General features: G+C 64.0%; 2 protein-coding genes. Both read right to left on the bottom strand.

All coding sequences use genetic code 11. The features are described 5' to 3' along the window. Nucleotides 1–157 precede the first annotated feature (157 nt). Nucleotides 158–1,822 (bottom strand): acid phosphatase, encoded by a 1,665-nt coding sequence (locus K0F85_RS11495; protein ID WP_219116173.1) that lies wholly within the window; start codon nt 1,820–1,822, stop codon nt 158–160. A 116-nt stretch (nt 1,823–1,938) separates the two neighbouring features. Next, nucleotides 1,939–4,180 (bottom strand): TonB-dependent siderophore receptor (locus K0F85_RS11490; protein ID WP_219116172.1); only part of this gene is annotated, 2,242 nt, incomplete at its 5' end.

The following is a 4,180-nucleotide window of genomic DNA, read 5'->3' as shown; positions in this document are numbered from 1 at the left end:
GCTGCCCGCCTATGTCTATACGCTTTAACTTCATCCACAAAACAAAAGCCCGGCTACTGGAGTCGGGCTCATTGTTGGAACAACCGTCAGGAATACCTGTCCTGCGGATTTAAGTGCGGCACGCAGTGTATCACAGGCGTGCCGCACCGTGTGGGGCTTAACGGAAGCTGAGGGCCCCCGTCAGGTCGCCCGGCGGCAGCGCGCCGCGTGACGCGAAGGCGTCGTTGCGCACTTTCAGGCCTTCCAACAGCGGCAAGTCGTGCAGGCGCGTGATCAGGCGCAGGATGGACGTCGTGTCATAGAAGCTGTGATCGACGGCGCCCTTTTTCGCGTACGGCGAGACGACGATGGCGGGAATGCGCGTGCCCGGACCCCAGCGGTCGCCTTTTGGCGGCGCCACGTGATCCCACCAGCCGCCGTTTTCGTCAAACGTGATCACCACGATCATGTCTTTCCACTGCGGCGATTCCTTCAGGTGCTGGATGACGTTGGCCACATGCTGGTCGCCCGATTCGATATCGGAGTAGCCGGCGTGCAGGTTCAGGTTGCCCTGCGGCTTGTAGAAGGTCACGGCCGGCAGCTTGCCTGCCACGGCGGCGGCGAGGAATTTGTTCGAGATCGGGCTGTCGCCCGTGCCGCCGTCGCGCAGGTGCTCGGCGCGCGCGGCAGTGCCGGGCGCGAACTGCTTGAAGTAGTTCAGCGGCTGGTGGTGGAACTGGAAGTTGGGCTTGCTGCCGCCGCCCTTGTGGTCGAGCGCCGCTTGCCAGCCGCCGCCATACCACGCCCAGCTGACGCCCTTGCGCGACAGCAGGTCGCCGATGGTGTCGTAGGTTTGCGGCGGCAAGGTATTCGCGTCGGCCGGGTCGGCATGCAGCGGGTCGCCATCAAAGGCGGGGCGGACATAGCTGGGCTGGTAGGGCGGCGCCATGGTGTTGACGGCATAGCCGTCCGGCGTGAGGGCGCCGTCGTTGACGTATTTAGGCTTGCCATCGAGCGCCGAGGCGGGGCAGTCGGGCGAGATCGCCAGGCGCACGCCTTGCGGGCCGTCGGACAGTACGGCGATCTTTTTCTTCGCCGCCGTCTCGGAGGCGTTGAAATATTCGTTGGCGCGGCCTGTGACGAGGAACTGGTGGTTCATGTAGGAGCCGCCGAAGGCCGCCATGAAGAAGTTGTCGCACAAGGTGTATTGCTCGGCGATCTGCCACAGGTTCAGGTTTTTCGACGTTTCGCCGTAGTGGCCCATTACCAGGCCGCCGCTGTCGGCCCACGCGGCAAAGCCGTCGTTCTTGCCGCCGTTGATCTGCATCTGGTTGTTATAGAAGCGGTGCACCAGGTCGCGCGTGATGATGCTCTCGGGCAGGGGCTTGCCGGCCGCGTCGCTCAATTTGTAGGGCGCGTTGGGCAGGCCTGAAATCTGCTCTTCCTTGATCAGGTAATCGATGCCGCCGATATTTTGCTGGTTCGGCACCAGGCCGCCCCAGATCTTTGGCAGGGTGGCCAGCGGCTTGCCGTCGCGGTCCAGTTGCTGCGCCTGCTCTGCCGTGACGGCGGACAGGGGCGCGCTGGTGCCGGGGAAATTGGCAAACAGGTTGTTGAAGCTGCGGTTTTCCAGGTAGATCACGACCACGTTCTTGACGTGCGCCTTGAGTTTCGCGTCGAGCGAACCTTTGGCGATGGTCTTCCTGGCTGGCGCGGCGTCGGCCAGCGCCGGCAGGCTGGCGGCCAGGCCGACTGCGGAAGCGGCCTGGAAAATGCGCCGGCGCGAGGGATTGGCGGGTTGGTCGGCCGGATCGGCTGGCAGGGCGGGGGCGAGGTCCTTCACACATTCTCCTTGGGTGTCTCTATGGGCACGGGCGTTGACGGCAATGGCCGGCAACGCCCGTGAAGCGGGAAAATTGTATCACCGGCCCTGCGCCAGTGTGAACTATTCAGCCAGCCCTAGAACTGATAACGCACCTTCAGTGCCACCTTGCGCGTCGGACCATACATGCCCGAGTACCACCAGTCCGACACGGAAGCCGTGTACTGCTTGTCGAACAGGTTGGCCACGTTGACGGTGGCCGACAGCTTGTCGTTGACGTCGTAGCGCGCCATCAGGCTGGCCACCGAATACGCCTTCTGTTCCCAGTGCAGGGTGCTGTTGATCTGCCATGCGTCTATGTCGGAATGCACGCGGCTCTGCCAGTTCATGCCGCCGCCGATGGTCAGGCGATTCAACTCGCCCGGCAGCCGATACGTGGTCCACAGTTTCACCAGGTGGCGCGGGAAGGTGGTCAGGATGGCCTTGCCGGCATTGTTTTCCGTCTGGCTGTACGACCACGAGGCCGACACATTCCAGCTTGGAGTGAGGGCGCCCGTCGCTTCCAGGTCCACGCCCCGGGTTTTTGCGCCCTTGATGGTGCGATTGGCGGGGTTGTTGGTGCCGGGCACGGTGTAGCCGGGGTCCGATTCGGACAGGTTGCTCTGGCGGATCTGGTATAGCGCGACAGCCGTGTTCAGGCGGCCATCGAGCCAGCCGCTCTTGATGCCGGCCTCAAAGGTCTTGCCCTCGCGCGGCGCCAGCAACTTGCCGTAGCGGTCTTGCTGGGCTTGCGGCTGGTAGATGGTGGAATAACTGGCGTAGGCGCTGTGCGTGCCGTCGATATCGAACACCAGGCCGCCATACGGCGTGAAGACGCGGCTCTCCGAGGCGGGCGACGCGCTGTAAAATGGCACGGAAGGCGCGTCCGAAATGTAATTCTCGCTGTAGCGCAGCACTTTTGCCCCGGCGATCAGTTTCAGGCGCTCGGACAGCGTAAAGCGGCTGGCCGCGTAGGCGCTGGCCTGGCGGCGCGTGCTGTCGTAGGTGACGAAGGTATCGCCAAACACGGGCGTTGCCGTGCGATTCCAGCGGTACAGGTTGGCGGGTGTGGTCTGGATGCTCTTGTCGAAGCGGCCATCCGTCGTGCTTTGAAATTCGCTGTAGTCCATGCCCAGCACCAGTTCGTGCTGGCGGCCGAATGCGCTGAACGGTCCGCGCACATTGACGTCCACGCTGTTGACCTGGAGCTGGTAATCGCGGTAGTCGGCGCTCAAGCGCAGGCCATCGCCCGTGGCCTGTTCGGGGAAGCCATCGCTCACGTTCAGGTAGACGGCGCGTTCTTCCTGCGACGACTGCACGCGGTTGGCCGAGATTTTCAGCTTCCAGTCGTTTGCCAGCGCGTGTTCCACGGTGGCGAAGAAGTCGGTCGAATTGCTGTCGAAACGGTTCGACTTGGCGGCCGGGCTGAAGGAGCGTGGCAGCTTTGTCATCACGCCATTGCTGTAGAAGAGGGGGAAGCCCAGGTAGGACAGCGAGCCGTTTGAGCGCTTGCGCTGGTGCGTGACGCCGGCTGTCAGTTTCGTGTCGGCGGACAGGTCCGCTTCGATCACGCCATACACCACTTTCTTGTCGCGGCTGTAGCCGTCGATGATGCTGTCGCCTTCTTCGTGTACCGTCACCAGGCGGCCGCGCACCGTGCGCGCTGCGTTGAGCGGGCCGGCAATGTCGGCCAGGACGCGCCGTTCATCGTGGGAGCCCAGCTCGCCCTCGACGGAGGCCTGGAACTGTGGCGTCGGCTTCTTGCGCACCATATTGATGGCGCCCGAGGCATCGCCCGCGCCCGTCATCAGGCCGGAGGCACCGCGCAGCACTTCGATGCGGTCGTACAGCGCCATGTCGGCCAGGCTTTGCGACGGTATTGCATTGAGGCCCAGGTTTTCCGAGTGCGTGCTGACGCCATCGAGCTGGTAATTGGTGATCGAATAGCCGCGCGAGGTAAAGCCCGTGCGCTCGCTGCCCAGCGAGAACAGGGTGATGCCCGGCGTTTGCGCCATCACTTGTGCGATGCTGCTCAAGCCCTGATCCTGCATGCGCTGCTGCGTGATGACGCTGACCGACTGCGGCGTTTCCCGGATCGACAAGCCCAGCGGCGTGGCCGTGGCGATCGGCAGGGTGGTGGCATACGCGCCCGAACCTTCGGTGACATCCTGCTGCGCCTTGACCGACACTTCCGGCATCATGGCGATGGTGTCCGCGCCGGATTCGTCCTGCGCCGGGCGCAGCACATAGCTGCCGTTCGCGCTGCGCTCGGCCTTCAGGCCCGTGCCGCGCAGCACGCCGTTCAGGGCCGCCAGCACGTCGTGGCGACCGCTCAAGCCT

The sequence above is a fragment of the Janthinobacterium sp. UMAB-56 genome (assembly GCF_900095265.1).
Lineage (GTDB): Bacteria > Pseudomonadota > Gammaproteobacteria > Burkholderiales > Burkholderiaceae_D > Janthinobacterium.
The sequence above is the reverse complement of the archived record's forward strand: the minus strand, read 5'-3'. Positions and strand labels throughout refer to the sequence as shown.